This window comes from Glutamicibacter sp. Je.9.36, from assembly GCF_051129975.1.
Classification (GTDB): Bacteria; Actinomycetota; Actinomycetes; order Actinomycetales; family Micrococcaceae; genus Glutamicibacter.
Map to the genome: position 1 here is coordinate 514987 of NZ_JBCPSN010000001.1, position 21217 is coordinate 536203.

Below are 21217 nucleotides of genomic sequence, written 5' to 3' on the forward strand. Positions count from 1 at the left end.
TGGCCACAGCCGATGAGTATTCGGCGGGCCCGCGGTCGTTGAATAACTTTTCCAGGCACCTAGTCCCCGCCGGTGCCAGCCGTCGAGTCAATGGCAGCGAGGTCCTGCGTCGCCGGCCCCTCCAATACTTCCCCGGCCGGACTGAACCTGGACCCGTGCAGCGGGCAATCCCAGGATTTCTCCGCGTCATTCCACGACAGCACGCCACCTAGATGAGTGCAGATCCCGGACACCCGGCAGGTGGCCCCGCCGATTGTGGACTCGGCGACCGATCGCAGGCCCTCGCGCAGCACCAGGCCTTGGCCCTCGGCGGGCGGAGTCCGCTCCCCGCCAGACACGCCGCCTGCATCCTGCGCGGCGCCCTTGCCTGCCTCGCCAAGCAGCGAGCGCTTCCATCCCGCTACGAGTTTTCCAGCAACCCGTGAGTTGATCTTCGCCCCGGCGACCAGGTCGGCCGGGGTGGTGGCGCGCTGCGACAACGCCTGCGCCCAGGCGATATTTCCGCCGAGGATGTTCGCGCTGAGCTGGAGGGCGGCGGCAATCGCATTGGCCATCCCCCACTTGTTGTAGCCCGTGGCCACATGGATGTTCCCTCCCCCGCGGGGCAATTGGCCCACGAACGGAACCATATTGGCCGACTTGTAGTCCTGCGCCGACCATTGGCCGGCGAGTTCGGCCCCGGGGAAATGCCTTCTGGTCCAGATATCCAGGTCCTTGAGCTGGCCGAGCTCGGAGAGCTGCTGGCCCACCGGATGGCCGTTGCCGCCCACCAGCAGCAGCTCCTGCCCGTCGAGAGGAACGGTCCGCAGCGAACGTGCTGGCTGGTCGATGGACAGGTACATCCCCTGGGGCAGCGCACCGGCGGCTGCATCAATGCGATGCGCAACCACGTAGGAGCGCGATGGCTCGACTTTGGCGAAATACAGTCCCCGATCCAGGATGGGAATACCCGTGGCCAGGATGACCTGCTGGGCACGGTTCTCGCCTTGGCTGGTATGCACTGTGGCCAGGGCGCCGGCACTGGCATCGCGCACCCTGACGCCCTCGACGATCCTGCCCCCGCGCGAGCGCAGGTCGCTGGCCAAGGCCTGGAGCACTTCCATGGGGTTGAATTGCGCCTGGCCAGGCAGGGCCAGCGCCGCGGCCACGGGAAACGGCAATCCGATGTCCGGGCCGCACCAGCTGGCCTCCAACCCGGCGCTGCGGGCCGCCTCTGCTTCCTTCTCCAGCCTGGCACGTCCGGATTCGGCTTCGGTGTACGTGTAGGCATCCCGCCGCTGCACGGCGACATCCCGCTCCTCCAGATAGCGCAGCAACCACGACTGCCCTTCCAGATTCCCCTGGACATAGGCGTCCACAACCTCTTGGGAACAATGCTCCCGGATCCCGGAGAGCACCGTGCCCTGCAGCAAGCTGAGCTTCGCGGTGCTCGCTCCTGTTGTTCCGGCCCCGACGAACCTGGCTTCGAGCACCGTGACGCTCAATCCGGCACGGCTCAGCAGCACGGCGGTGGCCAGCCCGGTCAGCCCCGCGCCTACGACGATGGCGTCATAGGTTGCGCCCGGCTGGAATTGGTCGGCGCCACCGGAAGAACGCTTCGCCTGCCATAACGACTCCATCATCGCTTTCTCCTCTTGCTCCGTGTGCTGCCGCACCCTGATTCCACGGTATGCACAAGCGCCGAGGTTCGGTACGGCAACGGAAAATTAGGCGAATTCACCCAGCTTGGCCAATGGCCGCGGACCGCCACGGCTGCCTTGCCGATCGCGGAGGCTGATTTGCGCTGCCGAGAAAAGTTAAGTGATAATGATTCTCATTATGACTCATGAAGAGCCCGGGTTCGCCCGCCAGCCCCGCGCCCCGCTGCCGTCCAGCCCGGTCTTCTGCCTGCGCAATGCGCGCCTGGGACTGCCCGGCGCCACCAGCCCGCTGCTCGACGTCGAGGAGTTCACGCTTCTTCCCGGCGAGCGCGTGGTCATTACCGGCCCGTCGGGTGCTGGCAAGTCGCTGCTGCTGTCGATGATCACCGGGAACTGGGCGCCCGGACTGGAATTCAGCGGAACCCGCACTCCCGGCTCAACGCGCATCGGCTACATCCCGCAGCGCGGCCAGGACGCCCTGCATCCACTGCTGCCGCTGGGACGGCAGCTGCGCAAGGCCACCGGCGCCAGCGCGCAGCAAGTCCGCGACGTCCTGCAAGACGCCGGGCTGGGCGATCCGCAGCTGCTCGCACGACGTCCCGCGGAACTCTCCGGAGGGCAAGCTCAGCGCGCCGCCATAGCCCTGGCCGTGCTCAGCCAAGCCCCGGTGATCCTTGCCGATGAACCGACCAGCGCCCTGGACCACACCTCCCGGGACCTCATCCTGGAACTGCTGGGCACCCTCCTGGGCCAGCAGCAGGCCCTGGTACTGGTCACCCACGACGCGGCAGTCGCCCAGGCGCTGGCCACCCGGCACCTGGTCCTGGACTCCGGGAAGATCGCCAGCACCACCGCGCCCCGGCTGGAACGGGTACCGGCTTGAGCATCCCCGCCTTGGAAGTATCCGCGCTCAGCGCACTGCGCGGGCATGGCGCAGCCCGCCGACTGGTCCTGGAGCCCCTTGGCTTCACGCTGGCCCCGGGCGAATCGGTGGCCATCACCGGGCCATCCGGCGCCGGCAAATCCACCCTGGCCGACATCGTGCTGGGCCTGGAACTGCCGGACTCCGGAGAAATCCGCGTGCTGGGCCAGCACTGGAGCGCACCGAAGCGCAGCCACGCGCCAGCACGCCGCCGGCTGGTCCAGGGCGTGCCCCAGGATCCTGCCGCCGCCTTCGTGCCGCGCTGGAGCATCCGCACCTCGCTGCAGCAGGCCATCCACCGGCTGGCTCCCCCAGCCGGCCCCGGAACGGGCATCGACCGGGCTGCGGAGCTGGCGCAATTCGACACGGCGCTGCTGGATCGGCGCCCGCACCAGCTCTCCGGAGGACAGCTGCAGCGGGCCGCGCTGGCCCGCGCCGTGGCGGTGAACCCCTCGGTGCTGGTGGCGGACGAGCCGACCAGCGCCCTGGATCCGGACACCGCCCAGGCGGTCGCCGGCCAGCTGCTCTCCACCGCCGCCAACTCGGGCATTGCCTTGCTGCTGATCACCCATGACCCGCAGCTGGCCGCGCAATGCTCGCGCACCATCGCCATCCGCCCACCGTCCCGATAACCCGCCCACCAACTGATCACCCATCACCGATCCCCCCATCACACACTTCCCAAGGACCTCGCACCCATGAATCGACCCCGCCCCAAGACCCTGGCCTTGCTCACCATCCCGCTGGCCGCGACACTTGCCCTCAGCGGCTGCTTCTCCGCGGCCGCCGAGCAGGCCGGAAGCGCCGACCGCATCTCCGTAGCCCACATGCAGCCGCCCCGCTCCGGGCTCAGCCCGCTCAGCGACGACGCGTTCAAGCTCTCGCGCTGGTCCGCCGCCGAAACCCTGGTCAATCTCGACGCGTCCGGGGACGCCCAGCCGGCACTGGCTACCAGCTGGGAACGCAGCGGCGAGCTGGCTTGGGACTTCAAGATCCGCGAAGGCGTCAGCTTCCACAACGGGCAGCCGCTGACCGCCCAAACGGTGGCGAACTCCTTGCAGCGGGCCATCGACTCGACCCCGGTGCCGCGCATCCTGAACGGAACCGCCTTGAAGGTCGAGGTGCGCGGGGAGCACGGACTGCAGATCACCACCGCGGATCCCGACCCGCTGCTGCCCCAGCGGCTCTCCAGCCCGCAGCTGGCCATCTTCGCCGCCGAAGCATACACCGCCAACGGAGTGGATCCGGCCGGCCACGGCACCGGCCCCTTCCAGATCGTGGACGTAGACGGGATCTCCGGGGCCACCCTGGACCGGTACGAGGGCTACTGGGGCGAAAAGGCCGCAGCCTCGGGCATCGACGTGAAGTTCGTGCCCGATGGCACCGCCCGCGCCGCCGCGCTGCGCACCTCGGAAGCAGATGTCATCGAGGCGATCCCCGCCGGTCAGGCCGCCACGGTGGACCGGGAGCTGCTCACCGAAGTGCCGATGCCGCGCACCAACACGCTGTACCTGAACACCGAAAAGGGCCCGTTCGCCGACCCGGCGGTGCGCGCCGCGGCCCGCGAAGCCATCGACCGGGCGGCCATCGTGGAGTCGGTGTACGAGAACCGCGCCGATATAGCCGAGGGCCTGCTCGGCCCGGCCCTGCCCTACGCCGCCGGGCTGCGCGATTCTGGAGAATACCGGCAGCTGCTGGCCCAGCGTGCCGAACCAGCCAAGGTCAAGGACGTGGAAATCACCCTGGGCACCTTCACCGACCGCGCCGAACTGCCAGAAGTCGCGGTGATCCTGGAGCAGCAGCTGGAAGCGGCCGGATTCATCGTGAAGCAGGATGTGCGCGAATACCAGTACATCGAGGCCGACGCACTGGACGGCGACTTCGATGCCTTCATCCTCTCGCGCGCCACCGTGCTGGATTCCGGGGACCCGGTTGCGTACTTCGCCTCCGACTTCACCTGCGAAGGCGGCTTCGCCATCGCCCAGCTCTGCGACAAGGACGTGGACCAGGCGATCGCCCGGGCCTCGGAAACCGAAGCCGGGGAACAGCGCCAGCAGCAGATCATGCTGGCCGAAGCCCGGATCCTGGGCACCGACGCGGCCATCGCGCTGCTGCACGAACGCGTGATCCAGGGCGAGGGCCCCGCCGTGCGCGATGCCGCGCAGGATCCGCGCGAACGCGAGCTGATCACTGCGCAGACCCGCCTGGACAGCGACCAGGAGCCGCAACGCTGATGAACTGGTTCGCCCTGAAGGCGCGGCGCCTCTCCTGGCCGTCCTTCGCATCCTGCCTGCTCAGCGCGCTGGCCCTGCTGCTGGTAGCCGGCGCGCTGCCCTGGCTTTCGCGCACGGACCCGGCCGCCGCGGTGCTGCGCGCACGCTATGCCGAGCTGGAACCCACCGAGCAGGCGTTGGCCTCCGTGCGCGCGCAGCTGGGCCTGGACCAGGGCCCGCTGGCCACCAGCCTGCACTGGTGGTCCGGGGTGCTGCACGGGGATCTGGGCAACTCCTGGGTCAGCGGGGCAGAAATCGCTCCCGGCGCCTGGCGGGCCCTGTCGGTCTCCGCCACGCTCACCGCCTTCGCCACCATCATCGCGCTCGCCGTGGCCTTCGCCCTGGTGCTGCCCGCCGCGCTGCGCGTGTTGCGCAACCGGCCGCATTCCGGTTCCGGGCCGCTGGGCGTGGCACTGACCGCCTTGCCCGAATTCCTGCTGGCCAGCTTGCTGCTGGTACTGGTGGCGGTGCAGCTGCAATGGCTTCCGCCCTACGGGTGGACCGGGCTGGACACCGCGATCCTGCCCGCACTGGCCCTGGGCATCCCGGCCGGCGGATTGCTGGGCCGGCTGCTGGCCGATGCCATCGCTTCGGTGGCCGCCGAACGCTGGGCCGGGATCTGGCACCTGGCCGGAGCTCCGGCGCCGGCCATCCTCTCCGGGGTGCTGCGCCGGGCCGCCGCAGCGGTCGTCGACCAGCTCGGCTTGGTGTTCATCGGCTTGCTCGGCGGCGCGGTGGCCGTGGAACAGGTCTTCGCAGTGCCAGGACTTGGCCGCTACCTGCTCGGGGCGGCCAATGCGCAGGACATTCCCGCCTTGCAGGCCGGCCTGCTGCTGATGGCGGGATCGGCGCTGCTGATCGGGATGCTCACCGCAGCGGCCCGGCGCGCGCTGCGCGGCGGTGCCCTGCCCGCCGGGTCGCTGCCGGCCCCGCCCGAGGCGCGCGGCAACGGCAGGATCCAGCGCTGGACTGCGGCGATCACCTGCACCGCGCTGCTGGCCATCCTGGCTTTCGGACTGCCTCGCGACCCCTACACCCTTGCTTTCCAGAGGCTGCAAGCCCCCGGGGCCGGTTTGCCATTCGGCGCCGATTCCAGCGGACGGGATCTGCTGGCCCGCGTGGCCCACGGAACCTTGGGCACGGTAGGCCCGGCACTGGCGATCGTGGCCTGCGCAATCCTGATCGGCCTGCTGCTCGCGGCAGCAGGCGAGATCTCGCGCGGGCCGGCGGTAATCGCCAACGCGACTCCGCCGATTCTGGCCGGAGTGGTCATCGCGGCCCTGCTTGGCCCGTCGGTCGGCGGTGCGGCGCTGGCCGTGCTCTGGGTCAGCTGGCCTCCGCTGGCCACGCATGCGGCTTCGCTGCTGGACGAGGCCCGGGCCATGCCGCATATCCGCTGGCTTCCGCTCTCCGGGGTACCGCGCGGCCGGATCTGGGTCCAGCATCTGCTGCCCGCGGTGCTTCCGGCCCTGCTGAGGCACGGGATGCTGCGGCTGCCCGGGGTGGCACTGGCCTTGGCCGCCCTCGGATTCCTCGGGCTCGGGGCTCAGCCGCCCACCCCGGAGTGGGGCCTGCTGCTGGCCGAAGGCATCGGCTATGTCGAGCGGGCTCCGTGGACTGCCATCGCCCCGGCTACCGCACTGGTGCTCACTTCCGTGTGCGCGGTAGCGCTCGCCGGAATCCCGGCGCCGCAGCGTGCAGGTTCCCCGGGCACGGCTGCGCAGCAGGCTCCGGCGGCCGAGAACTCGCCGGTCCCGGTGAGCTGAGAGACGAAAGCCCCCAGTTTTCCCTCAAGGTCCCCGGACTATCGATCCATGCCCCAGAGGCTTTACTGGGCAGCCGGCAGCTTCGGCATGGGAGCAAATATTCGCAGGCTCTCTGCCGGCACGCTTCCGCACCGCCGATTTCTGGCTTCTCCATTCCACAGTAGGTAGACTAGGCTACCTACTGTGGAATGGAGCTGGCAATGAACACAAAAAATGGCCGGGAACGACCCGCACGCGATCGGCTGATGAAGGCCGCCGCCGAATTGTTCTACGCCCACGGGATGGCCGCTACCGGCATAGATGCAATCACCGCCAGGGCAGGTGTGGCAAGGAAAAGCCTCTACAACAACTTCGCATCCAAGGACGACTTGGTGCTTGCCTATATCGAGGAGAGGCATCTGGAATGGCTGGCTCTGCATGAACGCCGTGCGGCGATGGCGCAGAACCCACGGGACCGCGTACTGGCGGTGTTCGACGCCTATATCGACCATGCAAGCACCGGCTACCTCCACGGGTTCCGCGGGTGCGGCCTGCTCAACGCGGCGGCCGAGCTGCCCGCCGGTGATCCCGGCAGGGTGGCAGTTCGCGCCCACAAGGAACAAGTGGAATCAATCCTGGCCGACGCACTGACCGGTATTCTCGGACCGGACCGGACCGGGGACTTGGCGGAGCAGCTGGCTTTCGTGCTCGAAGGGGCGGTCGCCCGTGCCGGACTGGAAGGCCGTGCAGATCGCCTGGTCCATGCCCGGGCCATCGCCGCCTCGCTTGTGGACGCGGCGTGAAACGCGAAAGATCGCTCGCCATCTGCGCGATCACCCTCACCTCGATCCTCTGGGGCACCACGGGCACCGCTGCCACGTTTGCACCCGATGCCGGCCCCCTGGCGATCGGAGCAGCAGCCTTGGGGATTGGCGGCATCATGCAAGCGCTCATTGCACTTCCGTCGTTACGCGCCGCCCGCGGAGAACTGCGTGCCAATCTGCCGCTGCTCGCTCTGGGCGCGGTGGCCGTGGCCATCTATCCGTTGGCGTTCTACAGCTCGATGCACCTGGCCGGAGTGGCGCTGGGATCCGTAATATCCCTGGCATCAGCCCCATTGGCCGCAGGAGTGCTGGAGCTGCTCGTGGAGCGGGTCCCGCTGAGCCGGTGGTGGATGCTGGCAGCCGGACTCGGCGTCGCCGGCAGCGCACTGCTGTGCATATCCAAAACGGCGCACGATCCTGCCGGCGCGGGAGCGACCGTGGCAGGCATCGGTCTCGGCCTGCTCGCTGGGGCCACCTATGCCGCCTATTCCTGGGCCACGCGGCAGCTCATCGACCGAGGCGTGAGCCGCGCGGCCTCAATGGGCGCCGTGTTCGGCACCGGCGGGCTCCTGCTTATGCCTGTCCTGTTGTCGACCGGCGCACCGCTGATCGCCAGCACGCAGGCGTTCACCGTCGCGGCCTACATGGCGCTGGTTCCGATGTTCCTTGGTTATCTGCTCTTCGGGTACGGACTGGCTCGCCTGAGCGCCAGCACGGCCACCACCATTACCCTGAGCGAGCCAGCCATCGCGGCCCTCCTGGCGGTGGCTATTGTAGGCGAACGCCTGAGCAGCATGGGCTGGACCGGTCTGGGCATTATTGCCGCGGCCTTGGTAGTCCTCGCGTTCGCACCGGCCAACAGGGGCATCCCCCTGCCGGCAACACGTTCGCATCACAACAGCAGACGCACGGCAGGGGTTGGTTCGGGGCAGGATGAAGCGCATCTCGGGGACTGACTGCTGGCTATTATCGGCCGTCAAGACCCAGGGCCGCGGCCCAGATGGCCAGCACGACGCATGGGTTGAGACCATGCGATGCCGCTGCCGGACGGCCAGGGATCTCGACCCCATCCAAGGGCCTGGCGAGCATGCAACACCATTGCGCCGGCCCTTGCATTGAAACGCGGGTTTTCGGGCTGGGAATCAGCGCCGGAATGTTGGCGCATTCATCGGCCCTGCCAACGATTCCAGCGATCTGCGTGCGGCCATCTTCCACCGTTTGGGAACGCATCCATACCGTGCCCGGCTTGGCACCCACTTCGTCGAAAGCACTTCCTGCCCGCGCTCGCGCAGGTGGGCGGCGGTGGCAAGGCCGATGGGGCCGGCGCCGATGACGATGACTGGAAGGTTTTCCCGCATGGGTTTCTCCTTGGCTGCTGGAATTCTGGAGACGGTCTGCGCTTAGCTGGCCGGCAGCAGGTCGGCGATGAGGTTCTCAATCCGGGCACGGATTTCATCACGGATTGGCCGCACGCCGTCAATGCCCTGCCCTGCGGGGTCTTCCAGCTTCCAGTCTTCATAGCGCTTGCCCGGGAAGAATGGGCAGGCATCTCCGCAGCCCATGGTGATCACCACATCGGAGTCCTTCACGGCTTGGGTGGTCAGCACCTTCGGGGTTTGCGCCGACATGTCGATGCCGACTTCCTTCATGGCTTCCACGGCGGCCGGGTTAACCGAGTCGGCTGGGGCCGAACCGGCCGAGCGGACCTCAATGCGCCCTCCGGAGAGGTGGGAGAGTAAGGCCGCGGCCATCTGGGAACGTCCTGCGTTGTGCACGCAGACAAAGAGAACTGAAGGCTTGTCGGCAGCAGTCATGGGTGTTGTCCTTAGGAAGAAGTAGTGGAAGTGCTTACAGCCGGGAAGAATTTACGGGCCCACAGGGCCACGTAGACCAAGGCAACCAGGATCGGCACCTCGATCAGCGGGCCGACCACGCCGGCGAGGGCCTGGCCGCTGGTGGCGCCGAAAGTGGCGATGGCTACGGCGATGGCCAACTCGAAGTTGTTGCCGGCGGCGGTGAATGCCAAGGTGGTGGTGCGCGGGTAGCCCAGCTTCAACCAGTGGCCGATGAGCATTCCGGCGCCGAAGACCACCACGAAGTAGGTCAGCAGCGGGATCGCCATGCGCAACACATCCAGGGGCTTGGAGATGATGTTATCGCCTTGCAATGCGAAGAGCAGCACGATGGTGAACAGCAGCCCGTACAGTGCCCACGGCCCGATTTTCGGCAGGAATTTTCCTTCGTACCAGTCGCGGCCCTTGGCCTTTTCGCCCAGGGTGCGGGTCAGGTAGCCGGCCACCAGCGGGATGCCCAGGAAGACCAGCACCGAGGCGGTGATGGCGGCAATGGAGAACTCGGCGCTGGTGGTTTCCAGCCCCAGCCACGATGGCAGCAGCTGCAGGTAGAACCAGCCCAGGGCACCGAAGGCGATGACCTGGAAAACGGAGTTGATGGCCACCAGCACGGCGGCCGCTTCGCGGTCCCCGCAGGCCAGGTCGTTCCAGATGAACACCATGGCGATGCAGCGGGCCAGGCCCACAATGATCAGGCCGGTACGGTACTCGGGCAGATCGGCCAGGAATACCCAGGCCAGGACGAACATGAACGCCGGGGCCAGGACCCAGTTGATCACCAGCGAGGTGACCATCAGCTTCTTGTCGGCCAGCACGCGGCCGGTTTCGTTGTAGCGGACCTTGGCCAGCACCGGATACATCATGACCAGCAGGCCGAGGGCGATGGGCACCGAGACCCCGGCCACGGTGAAGCGGTCCAGCAGCTCGCCCAGCTGCGGGAAGATGCGGCCCAGGCCCAAGCCGACGCCCATGGCCAGCAGGATCCACAGGGCCAGGTAGCGGTCCAGGAAGGAAAGTTTTGCCGCCACGGGGGCAGTGTCTAGCGCAGGCGCGGGTGCCACTGATTCATCACTCCAAGAATAGGCATCGACGATTGTCGATGTTTTGAGTATGATGAAACATATCGACGTTTGTCAATCTCTGGCGCCAGCCAAGAAAAGAGCCAAGGTCCGTGAGCACAGCCACCGTGAATCCTGCCGGAGGAACTTCCACAGCACCGGCAGCCGACGCCTGCTGCACGCCATCCCAAGGCGAAGCAATCCTCAACGCTGGCCAGGCCGAAGCGCTGGCGCTGCGCTTCAAGGCCCTGGGCGATCCCAACCGCCTGCGCATCCTGTCCATCGTCTCCGCCAGCGAGTCGGCCGAGACGTGCGTCTGCGACCTGCCCGAACCACTGGGCCTCAAGCAGCCGACGGTCTCGCACCACCTGAAAATCCTGGTGGAGGCCGGAATCCTGCACCGCGAAAAGCGCGGGGTGTGGGCGTACTACTCTGTCGTCCCTGGTGCTTTGGAATCCCTGGGCGCCAGCTTGGTTGCCAAGCCCTAGACAGGCTTGACGAGGTTGCATTCCAGGCGGCTGGGATCGCGCCATCCGGGATCCGTCCGCTAGCCGCATTCCCGCGCCCGCGCAGGCAGCTCGGCGAACGGCATCAAACGGTGCAGGTGCCGGATGCGCAATAGCCCGCTCCAAGAGCCAGCGCCCTACTTCGGGCGCTCGAACTTCAACAGCTTGTGCGTGCCATCGCAAAAAGGCTTGATGGCAGAGCCCCCGCAACGGCATAACGCGACCGGCCCTTTCCGGGCCTCGATGGATTGCCCCTCGGCATCCACGATTTCAAAATCTCCCCTGAGCAGCAAGGGACCCTGCGGGCAAACGGTAATCATGGCAGCTTCCGAAGCGCTGTGCCCCTCGCTCATACCACTGCCCCCGCTCCGGCATGCAACGCAGATCTTCCAGCTTCCCACGCGTCCAAGTACTTCGCGCCGGCCAACGCGTCAACCGCTGCCGCGGCTTGGGCTCCGAAGAGTATGTCGGGCACCAGATCCGGTTCGGATTCGGCCAATCCGCCAGCCAGGTCGCGGCCGGCGATTTGCTCATGGACCGCGTCAGCTTCCACATGCTCATCGAAGTAATCGGTCACCGGGGATTCATATCCCAGGCGCCGGAACCCGCGGGCGTAAGCGGCCTGGGGTATCGAGGAAGTCATCTCGTACAGTGCCAGGTGGCCAGTGATTGCTCCCCGCAGGCGCCGGTGCATGCCGAAGAGCGAAATCATGTTCACTGCCGCCAGCGTCACCGCCGGAATGCGGTCCACGTACGCGCCAAAATCATCACGCAACCCCAGGCCCTCCATGGTCTGCCTGAACAGCTCGCTATGCATTCGCGGCAGCTGCCCATTTCCGTATTCATCAGCCTGGATCTCCACCATGGCGGCTTTCGCACGGCCTTCGAGTTTCGGGATCGCCCAGGTATGCGGATCAGCTTCCTTGAGCTGGTAAATCGACTTCAGTATCAGGAATTCGCGTGCTTGGCTGGCAGTGGCCTTGCGCTGGATGAACTTCGAGACCGATGGTCCAGCATCATCAGCAGCAAGCTCGAACAGGGCTTGGGCCACCTTCGCGGAGCTGGGTTCCACGCTTGGAATCGGGCCTGCCGCCTCGCGCAGCGCTTGCTCGAAAGCCTCCTCGATCCGGGCCCGAAGCGAAAGGAGCCCGGGGTCCCATTCCCAGCGGTCATCGGCTTCCTCAAATCCCCGATAGTGCAGTTCGTAGAGCACGAAAAGGCTCAGTTGCAGGTCCCCGTCATCCAGCACATCCGAAGCCGCAGCCAACCGATCTCTTGCGACCGTTGCCAGATAGGCTGCGTATTCCTCCGAGGGGTTGCACAGCAACGCATTGTTCAGCGCTTGGGACAGGTCTCCGCGGGGTACGGGCAGATGCATGATGCTCCTTTGTTCACGCTGATCGCACGGTCAGCAATAGTGGCAGTAGGATGATCGTGCCAGCATCCCCGGGATATAACCACCATTGGGAGGAAAAGCCAAGGTAAGCCCCCGCACCGCGTCTCAGGAGCATCCTTGCGCCGGCGTGGCCGAGAACTTTCCATGATCCCGAAATCGCCGATCACCTCCAACAATTCGGCCGTTGGATCCCGCTCACGATGGCAACTGGTTCGAAATCCGCAGTCCTCCCGGGCCTGCGCTGCGCGGAATGTGCTTCGCAGCGCGAAATAGGAGTATCCTCAGAAGAACACTCCACGATGAACACCGAGCGCCAAAGGCGAAACCCGGGGGATTCCGCGGCTCAACACCGCAGGACTTCGTGGGCGGTCACCTTTCGGAGAGCTGCCATCAGCGGAGGATCACATGAACATGCCTGAACTACATATGCGCGCCATGCAACGCGTCGAAAAACTTTTGCATTGCCCCGAGGCCAGAACCCATCTCACTGCCTACGGCTGGATGGAAGGCATGCCCGTGGTCTTCGCGCAACGCGCTGATCCAGTGGATGAAGTCATGGGCTTCGTATCGGTCCATGGCCGGGCGGTACTCATGGTTCTTGACGATGGCCAAACCGATGACCTGCAGCTATGGCACATCACGGTACCCAGCCCGCTCTTTCCCAAAGTTCCCCACTTGCCAGCTGGAACCACCATCAGCGAACTCTGCTCCCGGCAGCACACGGAGAAACTGATGCCCTTTCGCGTCGCTTTCTGGTCCCATAGCGCGGCAATCCATGAGATTCCCTGCTTTGTGCGCAGCGACTGGCCTGGCCAAGTAGCTACGTCACCCACTGATATCGGCTAGTCCGGCGGGTTGCTGGCTCCAGCGCCAGCACCCTGCCGCGTCAATTCTGCTCGCCGGATCGGCCTGCTTCCACTGCCCTCCAGACGAGGGCGTGGGCCTCGGTTCTCAGTCCTGCTTGAGGAACTCAGGCAGCTCGGGAACTATCGTCACCACCACGTCATATGCTTTCCAGTCGGTTCCCTCTAGCACTTTTCGCGCTTGTTCGGATTGGGCCAGCGTCACGGTTTCGGATTCCGGAACGATGAACGCTTCCGTGTGCTGGACCTGGCCGAGTTCGCGAACCCTCAATCCCGCTGTGCGAACCCAATCCAGGGAATGGAGCTGCTCCTCCATGGACGGGATCAGCGGGTGCGGATCCGTGCCGTCGACACCCTTGGAACGGCGATCCAGCAAATCCGACGTTGCGGACTTGGTACTATCCCAGCCGTCCTTCAGAATGCCGGCAGCGATCACCAGCGCCGCCGTGGAATCCAGCCACCACAACCCAACCCCGATTCCGGCCACACCCACGATCGAAGCGGCATTGGTCTGCCAGTCGGCCTTGGCCATCTTGGAGTCAGCGTAGAGCAGCTTATTGTGCAGGGGTTGGGCAATCTTGATTTTCAGCCGTCCCAGCACCACGGCCGGTGCCGCGATCAGCGCCATGACCGCCATCATGATCCATCCTTGCCATACCGTATGGCCAAACAGGTTCATGGTTCCGATGGTCGGGTGCTCCAGTTTAACCAGTGCCGATACCGATTCGTACGCGAGCATCGCTCCAACGACCAGCAACGCTACTCCGGCGACCAGATGCCCAGCTCCCATGGACCGGTGGTATCCGTAGGGGTGGGAGCGCCGACGAGCCCTCCGGGTGAACTGCAGTGATGCCAAGAAAGCCAGCTGCGGCAGGACTGAAAGCATGTCTTCGATCCATGCTGTGCGCATGGCCTGCGAATTTCCCACCACTAGGGCCACAAGGGTAATGGTGAGCGCCGTGTATCCGATGCTGATCCACTCGAGCTTCGCGGCGCGCGCCATGAGTTCGCGTTGCTCGGGAGGCAAGTGCGTTCCGGCAGCGTTTTTCATGGCATCTCCTGCGTCTGGTCCAGGAAGTACTCCAGCTCGGATAGGAAAGCATTTTCGCCCGGAGGCACGAGCAGGACTATTTTCCTTTCCTTGCCCTTGGCGTCAATGGCGGTCGTGTAGGGACGAGTGACTCCAGCCTTTTCCGACCACGGCGACTTGGAGGTGATGCCTCCCGCCACCAAATCCAGCTGGCCTGCTTCCAGCTGCTTCACTAGCTGTTCTTCGCCGCCAATGGTCCATTGGATTTCGGCACCTGCATGCTGGGCAAAGTCCTCTATGAGCGCTGGTTCGGCGCCCTGGGGTTCTCCATCCCGGATTTCAACGAAATCCGAAGCAGGGGATACTCCGGCCCGAAGTGTCCCGGAACGGACCGTGTCGAGGGTTCCCTCGGGGTCCACCGGCACCGCTGGGAAGCAGGCTGTCGCCAAGAAGACGCATCCAAGAGCCGCTGCTGCCTTCACTTGCCGGGTGCGGAACGAACTGCGCCGGAACATCATTCCTCCTGAGCTTGATCGGCCGGGTTGGACTCCAAACTACTCCGAGGACTTGTTCTGCAATGCAACGGTCGGGAAATATCGGCGAACTCTCAGCTCGCCCCCGCAACCTGCCGAAGGAGAATTCGCCCCGGGCTAGTGGATCCAGCCCGGAGTGCCGCCGCCAGATCTTCCCGTTCAATGACACGAATACCGGATCGCTGCCCGGCCCGTGCCACAATCCGAAGTGGAAAGTAGCGCCGAGCACCAGTTGGCGCGTCCTATGCGAGGAGGCATCGGCGGCAGTGCAAGCCAAAATGGAGCAGGTCCAGCAACGGACCAACGCGGCCTGGATCATCATCGTGGCCTCCGGCGTGGTGGCCGGCCTGCACATCTGGAAGCTCGCCCCCGCGCTGACCGTGATCCAGGACGAACTGGGCTTCTCGCTGATTTTCTCCGGCGTGCTGCTGGGCGTGGTGCAGGTAGCCGGCATGGCCGGCGGCCTGGCCGTTTCCCTGCTTTCGGAAGTCATCTCCCAGCGCCGCACGCTGATCCTCGGCTTGCTGCTGCTGGTGCTGGGCAGCGCGTTGGGCGCCTTGTCCCCCAGCGCGCCGCTGCTGCTGGCCACCCGCGTCCTGGAAGGGGCGGGCGTGATCATGGCTACCGTCATGGGGCCGGGGCTGGTGCGCCTCCATGCCCCCATCCGGAACCTGAACATGGCCGTGGGGTGGTGGGCCGCCTACATGGGCATGGCCACCTTCATCGGGGTCTTCTCCACGGCGCTGGTGCTCCAGCACCTGTCATGGCACCTGTGGTGGGGCATTCTCGCGTTCATCACCCTGCTGCCGATTCCGCTGATCTTCAAGTTCGTGGGTGCGGATGAACCCGCCGGATCGGCGGCCCTGCGCGAGGCCGCCCGGCGCATCGCCATTACCGCCCGGGCATCGCGCGTGTGGATCAGCGGCCTGATTTTCGGCTGCTACACGGTGCAATGGATGGCAGTAGTGGGGTTCCTGCCCACCATCTACGAGGAATTCGGCCTGGATCCGGTGGCCGGTGGTTTGGCCTCGGCCGTGGTGGGCGGGCTGAACGCGGTGGGCGCGATCATCTGCGGAGGGCTGCTCCAGCGTGGCGCCAATGTGCGCACGCTGCTGCTAGCCGGTTTCGCGCTGATGTCCCTGGCATCGTTTTGCACCTTCGCCTTCGACTACCCGCCTGGGTTGCTGTGGATCCAGATGATCTGCGTTGGCTTCTTCTCGCTGGCCGGAGCGGCCATCCCGACCACCATGACCCGCGTGGTGGTCGACCTGGCTCCGCCCGGCGGTTCGGCCCCTGCCTCGATGGGCTTGACCCAGCAGATCTTCAATATCGGCAACTTCACCGGCCCGATGCTGCTGGCATCCATGGCGACACTCACCGGCGGCTGGAATGCCACGTGGTTGCTGACCACAGGCTTCGCGCTGCTCGGGGCAATGCTGACCTTGCTGCTTTGGCGCAAGAACTCGCCCTTCGCCACGGCGCAGTAGTCCCCAGTGCCAGAAAGGGCCGAAGCCAGGACGGATTCCCGTCCTGGCTTCGGCCCGTGCATTGCGCGGCTGCGGCTAGCTTGCGCTGCGGTGCTCGTCCCTGATCTGGCCAACCAGCTCTGCGAGCATGTCTTCCAAGGTCACCATGCCGGTGACCTTGCCCGTTTCGCCATCACGCACCAGAGCCAAATGGGCTCCGGAGAGCTGCATTTCCTGCAGCGCGGTGCGCACGCTTTGCTGCTGCCCGAAGGACGGCAGCTCACGGATGCCGCTGCGCTGCAGCGGCTGCGTCCGTGCTTGCGCGTCGGCGCCCAGCACGTCCTTGACGTGGACATAGCCCACCGGGGTGCCGCCGGCGTCCACCAGCGGGAAGCGCGAGAAGCCGTGCGCGGCCGCCGCCTCGATCTGCTCTATCGTGGCGTCCACCGGCAAGGTCTGCACCTTTTCGAAGCTGATCGCCACGGACTCGATGCTCCGGGCATCGAAGTGCAAGGCTCCCAGCAGCAGCTGTTCGTCATGCGCATCGAGCAGGCCTCCCTCCCGGGATTCGGCCACCATGGAAGAGACCTCGTCGCGGGTAAAGGTGCTGGCCACTTCGTTCTTCGGAACGACGCCGAAGATCCGCAGCACCAGGTTGCCCATGGCATTCATCAGCCACAGCACCGGGCGCAGCACCTTGACCAGGATGACCATGCTCGGGCCCAGGATCAGCGCCATGCGCTCGGGTCCGGCCAAGGCCATGTTCTTGGGGACCATCTCGGCGAGCACCACGTGCAGGTAGGTCACCGCGATCAGCGCAATCGCGTAGGACAGCGCGTCGATCATGCCTGCCGGAACGCCGATGGCTTCGAAGGGCCCGGCCACCGCGTACTTCACCAGCGGCTTGGTGACATAGCCCAGCGCCAGCGAGCAGACGGTGATGCCCAGCTGGGCACCGGCCATGACCAGCGAGACGTTCTCGATGGCCCACAGCGTCATCTTGGCGCTGCGGCTGCCTTCCATGGCCTTGGGCTCGATGATGCTCCGGCGTGCGGAGATCAGCGCGAATTCGGCGCCGACAAAGTAGAAGTTCGCTGCCAGCAGCGCGACCGTAACCAGAATTCCCATAAGGTCGCTCATCGCGCGTCCTCCCCTTCTGCCTGCTCGGACACCGTCACGTCGACACTGGCGATCCGCTGCCCATCGGTGGCGTGGATGGTGAATTCAAGTTCCTTATGCGGTTCACCGGGCTCGCCCGGGACCACGAGGCGCACGACATCGCCCACCTCGCCGAACTTGCCCAGCTGCACGGTCAGCAGTCCTGCCAAGGTCTCGTAGTCCGAGTCCTCGGGGATCTGGCAGCCCAGCAGCTCATTGGCCTCATCCGGGCGCAGTGCCGCATCCAGCCGCCAGGAGTTCCCGGAGAGCACCTGGATGGTGGAATCCTCCGGGTCGTGCTCGTCGCGCACTTCGCCGACGATTTCCTCCACGAGGTCTTCCAGCGTGAGCATGCCGGCAACGTCGCCGGTTTCGTCGATCAGTACCGCCAATTGCAGCCCGCCGTTGCGCATCTGGTCCATCAGCTCATCGAGCTCGATGGTATCCGGAACCAGGAAGGCCTCTTCGGCGCTGTCCCCGGCCGCGGACTGCTGCCGCTGCGCGTAGGGGATGGCGAGCAAGGCGCGGATGTGCACCATGCCCAGCACGCGGTGCCCGCCCTCGTCCACCAGCGGGAAGCGGGAATGCCCGGTACGCGCGGCAAGCTCCAGCACTTCGTGCACCGTTTCCTGGGCGGTCACGGTGATCATCCGCGACCGGGCGGTCATCACATCATGGGCCCGGCGGTTGCCGAAGGCCACGGTCCGGCGCAGCATTTCGGCAGTTTCCGAGGGAAGCAGTCCCTCGCGGGCCGAATGCCCCACCAAGGCCACCAGTTCCTCGGCCGAACGGGTCGAGGCCAGCTCTTCTTGCGGCTCGATGCCGAAGCGGCGGACAATCCAGTTGGCGTTGCCGTTGAAGAATGAAAGGAAGGGCTTGGTCACGATGCTGAAGCCGCGCTGGAACCCCACCACGGCCTTGGCGGTTTCGAAAGGCTTGGCAATGGCCAGGTTCTTGGGAACCAATTCGCCGAAGACCATGGTCAAGATGGTGGCCAGGATCAGTGCAATGGCAATGGAGACCGAGCGGGCCAGGGTTTCGTCGAGGCCGAAGTCCTGCAACGGCCCGACGACCAGGGCCGCGATGGCCGGTTCAGCGAGGAAGCCGATGCCGAGGTTTGTCAGCGTGATGCCCAGCTGGGCGCCCGAAAGCTGGGTGGACAATGTTTCCATGCCCTTGAGAACACCGGAGGCTCGGCGGTCGCCGTTCGCGGCGGCCTGCTTGACCTGATTCCGGTTTACCGTGATCAGCGCGAATTCAGCGGCAACGAATAATCCGCAACCGAGAATGAGGAGAAGCGCTATGAGTAGCGAGATCCATTCCAATTACATGCACCCCCTGACCTGCGGAGCCTGGCCGGCATGCCTGCCGGGCAGAGGGTTGGAACTATGAGATCTACTGTCGCCTGAAGCGTCCATCATTCCCTTCCGACCGGAGTATCTTCCTCCGGCCTGCTGTGTTCCATCAATTATCCGGCATGCTGCGCGCCAAATTGGTTGAACCGTACAATTGTTTGCCCAATCCCCTGCTCTTGCATAGAGATTTCACAAGATTACCGGGAGCCGGTCTTGGACTTGCAATCGGCGATGGGAGGCAAAATGTTATCGCTGGCGCCCACTGGTGCTCGCAAGTAGCCCGCTTGGCCCTGTGCTCTGGAGGTTCGCTGCACCGGATATTTTCTCCGCAGGCACCAACAGCCAGCCTATTTCTCGACGGAGGAATTCACATTCGCGTATCAGACGGTGCACTCACACTATAGTGGCTTGGAGATCTTCCGTTTTCGCGATATTCCAAATTCATTTCGTGCCTTCCAGTCAATTCGCCAATATGCCCCATAGGTACGCTCTATGGAGCGGCTACCGTAGTTGACCGCACGTTATTTTGTTGACAGCCCCTAAAAGAGGATCATAGGGACTGCCGGCTGAACAATCTCGGTATGGTCTCTTACCCTTGCTTATCCAATGATCCGGGGTCTTGCCACGAATTTTAGGCGATCCGCAGCACTGGCTTCATACTCTGGCCTTGCAACACCCACCGACCAGCAAAGACGTTGTTCAAGTCCCAACGTGTGGATATTGAAGGAAACAAGTACGTGAAACAAGCGTGGTTCCTCACAGCGTTTACGACCATCGTTCCTATCCGGCTATCTAGGATTGCTTTGACGGGAAAGGACTGCAATGCAGACGCCACGGCCAAGTACACCTCGCGCTGGAGCACTGCCGGCTAACGATCCTGTTCGCGACGATCCGAGACAGGCAGCTGCGATCATCGTTGCTCCGTCGCATTTGGAGGCCGGCTACCAGTTACGCATCTTCTCCGTAGCCCAGGAATTTCCCTTTGCCGAGCATAGGACGCTCGGCTCGGCATCCGCTTGACTTGAGGCCGGCGTGCCGCCAAGGAACAAGGAGCACCTCATCCGGGAAGCAGCACAGGCCTGGTCAAGATCCGGATTGTTGATGGCCTCCTTACCTTCCAGGCCCCGCCGCTGACGAGATATGAATCGGCCTATGAATCCATCGATCCGAGATGTTGCTGCCGCACTGAGCATTTCGCATGATCGCATCCTCGACGCGGTATGGCTGGTGAACGGCCCGTAATGGAATGGGGTGCGGCTGGCAGATGTGCGGGAGGTGCTTGATCTGGCATCGGACCCCGCAGACCTGGGAACCCTGTCCATCGACGTAGCAGGTCCCCAAGAACCCTGCCACGCGACCGCGTTTGAAGTCAGGGCTTCCCTCGAAGGAGACCCTGTCTGGGAAAACCCGTCATGGGTAGCCTTCATGCCGAGCTCGGGCGATGGCTGTTCGACACGGGCATGGCCCGGGGGAACTACGCGGCTACCCAGGGAACAGCCGTCGGCTGCCGCGGCCGCGTTCATTCCACCATCGAAGCGGGCGAGGTCGGGTCTGCGGAGCGGTGTCGGCCTGCGTCCAGGGAGAAATTTGCATCGGAGATCAGGCAGGTCCCCGAAAGCTGCACTAACTGAATACTAGCCCAACCTCAGGCTGCGAGGGCATGGTTCCGATATCTTGTTGGCGCCATGCCCTCCACCTGATCCTGATGCTCTTTCATGTTGCACGAGCAGCGATGCACTTCATTCGTTGAGCCTAGTAAGTAAACAAATCCCCGCTGGCCCTGATGGTGACATCGCTTATCGAGACACCCCATGGCTGGTCTATTGCCCAGATAATCGAATCAGCGATGGCTCCGGGCTGCAATGACCCAAAGCTGATGCTGTCCTGATCGCTGTACGAAGCATCAAGTTCATTACGCTCGGAAAGTTCAATGCGCCTTGAGAATTCAGCAACATTCCCGCCCAGAATGCCGAAAAAAGCTTCAGGATTCACGACGCTCCCGGCAAGATTAGTGCTCATGACTCCTGTGGGTTTGATCGTGGTGACCTTGATCTTGCCCTTGGATTCATTGCGCAGCGAATCGGAGATGGTGTTCACCGCGGATTTTGTGGCGCTGTAAACACCGCTGCCAGCTATGCCTGCGTTGCCATAAATGGAAGAAACATTGACAACGTGGCCTCGGCCTTGAGCAATCATCTGATCATAAACTGCCGAAATGCCATGGACTACGCCCTTGATATTGATGTCAATGGATTTGCTCCAAGCAGTGGCAGCCCGCTCATGGTCCTTGAAATAAGCAAGCGGCATGATTCCCGCATTATTGATCAGCACGTCAATGGCACCGAAGTTTTCGACCGCTGCTTTGGCGACCTTGGTCATATCCTCGGCCGACACTACATCTGCATGGACATGGACTGCCTGGCCGCCAGCCTCCCGGATCTCCTCCATGACGTGGGCTACGGCCTCCTTCTGGATATCCGCGCCGGTGATCAAGGCTCCCCTGGCCGCCAGCTTTTGGGCGACCAGCTTGCCGAATCCGCTGCCTGCACCGGTGATCAGAACTGATTTTCCTGCGATATCGTCTTTGGCCATGGG

The 21217-nt window shown here is 64.6% G+C and carries 20 protein-coding genes; 9 read left to right on the forward strand and 11 right to left on the reverse strand.

Annotation, left to right across the window (positions count from 1 at the left end; genetic code table 11):
• Window positions 1–59 precede the first annotated feature (59 nt).
• On the reverse strand, window positions 60–1619 hold the full coding sequence (locus tag AAZQ98_RS02415) for an FAD-dependent oxidoreductase (RefSeq protein ID WP_434690099.1): 1560 nt from the start codon (window positions 1617–1619) through the stop codon (window positions 60–62).
• A gap of 199 nt (window positions 1620–1818) precedes the next feature.
• Here AAZQ98_RS02415 and AAZQ98_RS02420 point away from each other — a divergent pair, with 199 nt between their 5' ends.
• The 6 genes from AAZQ98_RS02420 to AAZQ98_RS02445 all read left to right on the forward strand — a co-directional run bounded on the left by AAZQ98_RS02420 (window position 1819) and on the right by AAZQ98_RS02445 (window position 8360).
• Window positions 1819–2523: an ATP-binding cassette domain-containing protein gene (locus tag AAZQ98_RS02420; RefSeq protein ID WP_434689540.1), complete on the forward strand. Its 705-nt coding sequence runs from the start codon at window positions 1819–1821 to the stop codon at window positions 2521–2523.
• Entirely contained in the window at window positions 2520–3194 is a 675-nt protein-coding gene (locus AAZQ98_RS02425) for an ATP-binding cassette domain-containing protein (protein WP_434689542.1), read from the forward strand. The genes AAZQ98_RS02420 and AAZQ98_RS02425 overlap by 4 nt, the downstream gene beginning before the upstream one ends.
• Before the next feature lie 66 nt (window positions 3195–3260).
• The gene (locus tag AAZQ98_RS02430) at window positions 3261–4796 is read left to right on the forward strand and encodes an ABC transporter substrate-binding protein (protein WP_434689544.1); all 1536 of its coding nucleotides are present in this window, start codon (window positions 3261–3263) and stop codon (window positions 4794–4796) included.
• The gene (locus AAZQ98_RS02435) at window positions 4796–6601 is read left to right on the forward strand and encodes an ABC transporter permease subunit (protein WP_434689545.1); all 1806 of its coding nucleotides are present in this window, start codon (window positions 4796–4798) and stop codon (window positions 6599–6601) included. Before AAZQ98_RS02430 ends, AAZQ98_RS02435 begins: the two co-directional genes overlap by 1 nt.
• 200 nt (window positions 6602–6801) lie before the next feature.
• Window positions 6802–7383, forward strand: a complete 582-nt coding sequence (locus AAZQ98_RS02440; protein WP_434689547.1) for a TetR/AcrR family transcriptional regulator — start codon at window positions 6802–6804, stop codon at window positions 7381–7383.
• Window positions 7380–8360, forward strand: coding sequence for a DMT family transporter (locus AAZQ98_RS02445; RefSeq protein ID WP_434689548.1), 981 nt, complete (start codon window positions 7380–7382; stop codon window positions 8358–8360). Before AAZQ98_RS02440 ends, AAZQ98_RS02445 begins: the two co-directional genes overlap by 4 nt.
• Window positions 8361–8546: 186 nt before the next feature.
• On the opposite strand, the gene AAZQ98_RS02450 is transcribed toward AAZQ98_RS02445, so the two are convergent.
• The 3 genes from AAZQ98_RS02450 to arsB are packed head-to-tail and all read right to left on the reverse strand — an operon-like array spanning window position 8547 to window position 10285.
• On the reverse strand, window positions 8547–8762 hold the full coding sequence (locus AAZQ98_RS02450; protein ID WP_434689550.1) for a hypothetical protein: 216 nt from the start codon (window positions 8760–8762) through the stop codon (window positions 8547–8549).
• A gap of 42 nt (window positions 8763–8804) precedes the next feature.
• The gene (locus AAZQ98_RS02455) at window positions 8805–9218 is read right to left on the reverse strand and encodes an arsenate reductase ArsC (protein WP_434689551.1); all 414 of its coding nucleotides are present in this window, start codon (window positions 9216–9218) and stop codon (window positions 8805–8807) included.
• A gap of 11 nt (window positions 9219–9229) precedes the next feature.
• A complete protein-coding gene (arsB, locus tag AAZQ98_RS02460; RefSeq protein ID WP_434689552.1) occupies window positions 9230–10285 on the reverse strand; it encodes an ACR3 family arsenite efflux transporter in 1056 nt (351 codons plus the stop codon).
• Window positions 10286–10428: 143 nt separating this feature from the next.
• Here arsB and AAZQ98_RS02465 point away from each other — a divergent pair, with 143 nt between their 5' ends.
• The gene (locus AAZQ98_RS02465) at window positions 10429–10803 is read left to right on the forward strand and encodes an ArsR/SmtB family transcription factor (protein ID WP_434689554.1); all 375 of its coding nucleotides are present in this window, start codon (window positions 10429–10431) and stop codon (window positions 10801–10803) included.
• Between the two features lie 155 nt (window positions 10804–10958).
• Here the strand turns inward: AAZQ98_RS02465 and AAZQ98_RS02470 are convergent, their stop codons facing one another.
• The gene (locus AAZQ98_RS02470) at window positions 10959–11174 is read right to left on the reverse strand and encodes a CDGSH iron-sulfur domain-containing protein (RefSeq protein WP_434689556.1); all 216 of its coding nucleotides are present in this window, start codon (window positions 11172–11174) and stop codon (window positions 10959–10961) included.
• Complete coding sequence (locus AAZQ98_RS02475; protein WP_434689558.1) at window positions 11171–12199, reverse strand: iron-containing redox enzyme family protein; 1029 nt, start codon at window positions 12197–12199, stop codon at window positions 11171–11173. The genes AAZQ98_RS02470 and AAZQ98_RS02475 overlap by 4 nt, the downstream gene beginning before the upstream one ends.
• Window positions 12200–12628: 429 nt before the next feature.
• On the opposite strand from AAZQ98_RS02475, the gene AAZQ98_RS02480 reads away from it, so the two are divergent.
• Window positions 12629–13063, forward strand: coding sequence for a hypothetical protein (locus AAZQ98_RS02480; protein WP_434689560.1), 435 nt, complete (start codon window positions 12629–12631; stop codon window positions 13061–13063).
• Window positions 13064–13168: 105 nt separating this feature from the next.
• On the opposite strand, the gene AAZQ98_RS02485 is transcribed toward AAZQ98_RS02480, so the two are convergent.
• Both AAZQ98_RS02485 and AAZQ98_RS02490 read right to left on the reverse strand, forming a co-directional pair.
• The gene (locus AAZQ98_RS02485) at window positions 13169–14131 is read right to left on the reverse strand and encodes a cation diffusion facilitator family transporter (RefSeq protein ID WP_434689562.1); all 963 of its coding nucleotides are present in this window, start codon (window positions 14129–14131) and stop codon (window positions 13169–13171) included.
• Entirely contained in the window at window positions 14128–14625 is a 498-nt protein-coding gene (locus AAZQ98_RS02490; RefSeq protein ID WP_434689564.1) for a transporter substrate-binding domain-containing protein, read from the reverse strand. Before AAZQ98_RS02490 ends, AAZQ98_RS02485 begins: the two co-directional genes overlap by 4 nt.
• Before the next feature lie 284 nt (window positions 14626–14909).
• Here AAZQ98_RS02490 and AAZQ98_RS02495 point away from each other — a divergent pair, with 284 nt between their 5' ends.
• Window positions 14910–16130, forward strand: coding sequence for an MFS transporter (locus tag AAZQ98_RS02495; protein WP_434689566.1), 1221 nt, complete (start codon window positions 14910–14912; stop codon window positions 16128–16130).
• Between the two features lie 75 nt (window positions 16131–16205).
• On the opposite strand, the gene AAZQ98_RS02500 is transcribed toward AAZQ98_RS02495, so the two are convergent.
• From AAZQ98_RS02500 to AAZQ98_RS02510, 3 genes are all read right to left on the reverse strand, one after another.
• Window positions 16206–17249, reverse strand: coding sequence for a hemolysin family protein (locus AAZQ98_RS02500; protein ID WP_105662358.1), 1044 nt, complete (start codon window positions 17247–17249; stop codon window positions 16206–16208).
• Entirely contained in the window at window positions 17246–18592 is a 1347-nt protein-coding gene (locus AAZQ98_RS02505; RefSeq protein ID WP_434689568.1) for a hemolysin family protein, read from the reverse strand. Before AAZQ98_RS02505 ends, AAZQ98_RS02500 begins: the two co-directional genes overlap by 4 nt.
• A gap of 1782 nt (window positions 18593–20374) precedes the next feature.
• Window positions 20375–21214 carry an SDR family oxidoreductase gene (locus AAZQ98_RS02510; protein WP_434689570.1) on the reverse strand — a complete coding sequence of 280 codons (840 nt, stop codon included), beginning with the start codon at window positions 21212–21214 and terminating at the stop codon, window positions 20375–20377.
• Window positions 21215–21217 lie beyond the last annotated feature (3 nt).

Coding starts and splice junctions, on each gene's coding strand:
- AAZQ98_RS02490 (WP_434689564.1), bottom strand. CDS start 14,625: ATGTTCCGGCGCAGTTCGTTCCGCACCCGGCAAGTGAAGGCAGCAGCG.
- AAZQ98_RS02455 (WP_434689551.1), bottom strand. CDS start 9,218: ATGACTGCTGCCGACAAGCCTTCAGTTCTCTTTGTCTGCGTGCACAAC.
- AAZQ98_RS02435 (WP_434689545.1), top strand. CDS start 4,796: ATGAACTGGTTCGCCCTGAAGGCGCGGCGCCTCTCCTGGCCGTCCTTC.
- AAZQ98_RS02415 (WP_434690099.1), bottom strand. CDS start 1,619: ATGGAGTCGTTATGGCAGGCGAAGCGTTCTTCCGGTGGCGCCGACCAA.
- AAZQ98_RS02475 (WP_434689558.1), bottom strand. CDS start 12,199: ATGCATCTGCCCGTACCCCGCGGAGACCTGTCCCAAGCGCTGAACAAT.
- AAZQ98_RS02420 (WP_434689540.1), top strand. CDS start 1,819: ATGACTCATGAAGAGCCCGGGTTCGCCCGCCAGCCCCGCGCCCCGCTG.
- AAZQ98_RS02480 (WP_434689560.1), top strand. CDS start 12,629: ATGCCTGAACTACATATGCGCGCCATGCAACGCGTCGAAAAACTTTTG.
- AAZQ98_RS02500 (WP_105662358.1), bottom strand. CDS start 17,249: ATGAGCGACCTTATGGGAATTCTGGTTACGGTCGCGCTGCTGGCAGCG.
- AAZQ98_RS02430 (WP_434689544.1), top strand. CDS start 3,261: ATGAATCGACCCCGCCCCAAGACCCTGGCCTTGCTCACCATCCCGCTG.
- AAZQ98_RS02470 (WP_434689556.1), bottom strand. CDS start 11,174: ATGAGCGAGGGGCACAGCGCTTCGGAAGCTGCCATGATTACCGTTTGC.
- AAZQ98_RS02450 (WP_434689550.1), bottom strand. CDS start 8,762: ATGCGGGAAAACCTTCCAGTCATCGTCATCGGCGCCGGCCCCATCGGC.
- AAZQ98_RS02440 (WP_434689547.1), top strand. CDS start 6,802: ATGAACACAAAAAATGGCCGGGAACGACCCGCACGCGATCGGCTGATG.
- AAZQ98_RS02510 (WP_434689570.1), bottom strand. CDS start 21,214: ATGGCCAAAGACGATATCGCAGGAAAATCAGTTCTGATCACCGGTGCA.
- AAZQ98_RS02485 (WP_434689562.1), bottom strand. CDS start 14,131: ATGAAAAACGCTGCCGGAACGCACTTGCCTCCCGAGCAACGCGAACTC.